Raw genomic sequence first — 1,761 nt, forward strand, 5'->3', positions numbered from 1 at the left:
CCGCCGACCCGGCCTCGCTGGCCGGTGCGGTCACCCCGGAGATCGAGGCCGTGATCCACCTGGCGCCCCCGAGCGGCGACGCCGACGTCGACACCGCCGTCATCGAGGCGCTCGCCGCTCCCCTGCGCGGCACCGGCCGCCCCTTCGTCTACACCAGCGGCGTCTGGGTGCTCGGCGCCACCGGGGAGGCACAGGAGGTGGGCGAGGACGCTCCGGTCAACCCGATCGACCTCGTCGGCTACCGCCCGCGGATCGAGCAGCGGGTGCTGGCCGAGGCCGCCGAGGGCGTGCGCGCGGTCGTCGTCCGCCCCGGCATCGTGTACGGGCGCGGCGGCGGCATACCCGCCCTGCTGGCCGACCGGGCCCGTCGGCAGGGCCGGCCCGAGTACTTCGGCGAGGAGGGCGTGCGCTGGCCGACCGTTCACGTGGACGACCTGGCCGAGCTGTTCGTGGCCGCCGTCGAGCGGGCCGAGGCGGGCACCGTCTGGCACGGCGTCGGTGAGCCGGCCGTCCCGGTACGCGACCTCGCCCGGGCCGCCGGACGCGCGGCCGGAGTGCTCGCCGCCCCGCACGCCGTGTCCGTGGAACAGGGTGCCGAGGAGTTCGGCCCGCTCTTCGCGGACGCGCTCGCCCTCGACCAGAGCGTCAGCGGCGCCGCCGCCCGTACCGCCCTCGGCTGGCGGCCGGCCCGGCCGGGCGCCGTGGCCGAGCTGGTGTCCGGCTCGTACCGGCCGGTCGAGGTGTTCGGCGCCCCGGACGGCCCCGGGACCGATGCCGAGGTCGCCGCGATCCGGCACCTGGTCGCCGAGGTCGAGTACGCCCAGCAGAACGAGCTGCCCGACCGGTTCCTGAGCCTCTTCAGCCGTCAGGACCCGGTGTGGACCACCGGCCACGGCAGGCGGCTCTCGGGCTTCGAGGAGATCGAGACCTTCACCCGGAAGGTGCTCCCCGGTGCGGCGGCCGAGTCCACCGCCGTCTACGACGTCGAACGCGTGCTGTTCCTGCGGCCCGACGTCGCCGCGGTCAACGTCCGCCAGCAGCCCGTCCACCTCGACGGCACCCGGATCACCGACCTGGCCGAGGGGCGCCCCTTCTACATCCTGGTCAAGGAGGACGGCACCTGGCGCGTCGGCGCCGCCCAGAACACCGTCGTGGCCGGCTGACCGCCCCGCACGGCTCGCGGTACAGGCACTTCGCCCGAAGGGGCAGGGAGGGAACGTTCCATGACGACCCAGCAGATGTCCGACGAGGAACTCGCCGGCCAGCCCGCCGCGTACTGGACCGGTGTCGCCTACGAGGCACTGATCGCGTACACCCGGGCCCGGCAGCTCGAACAGGGCTACACCCAGCCCCAGTACTGGCTGCTGCGCAACCTGTCGGTGCACGACATCTCGCCCGACGGCGAGGGAATGACCGTGGCCGGGCTGCGGGAGTCGATGAGCTCGTACATCCGGCCCGAGGACGACCTGGCGGCGGAATCCGCGGTGCTCGAGGAACGCGGCTGGCTGAGGCGGGACGCCGAGGACCGGCTGTGGCTGACGGAGGAGGGTGAGCGGGCCCGGGTGGACCTCTCCCGCAACGCGCCCGCGATCCGTGCCGCCCTCCACGAGGGCATCGACGACGCGGACTACGTCGCCGCGCTGAAGGTCCTCGGCCGGCTGATCCGCAACGCGGGCGGCACGACTCCCTGAGGCGGGCCGACGGGCCTCGCACGCCCCGCCTTCGGCGAACGGGCGGCACAGGACGCGGCCTGTCTCTTAT

General features: G+C 74.6%; 2 protein-coding genes. Both read left to right on the forward strand.

Annotated elements, in window-relative coordinates:
* The coding region (locus ACWGDE_RS38705) for an SgcJ/EcaC family oxidoreductase (RefSeq protein ID WP_453393777.1) at positions 1-1,163 on the forward strand (1,163 nt) is incomplete at its 5' end.
* A 60-nt stretch (positions 1,164-1,223) separates the two neighbouring features.
* On the forward strand, positions 1,224-1,691 hold the full coding sequence (locus tag ACWGDE_RS38710; RefSeq protein ID WP_453393778.1) for a MarR family transcriptional regulator: 468 nt from the start codon (positions 1,224-1,226) through the stop codon (positions 1,689-1,691).
* The last annotated feature ends 70 nt before the right edge of the window (positions 1,692-1,761 follow it).

Source organism: Streptomyces sp. NPDC054956 (assembly GCF_053609185.1).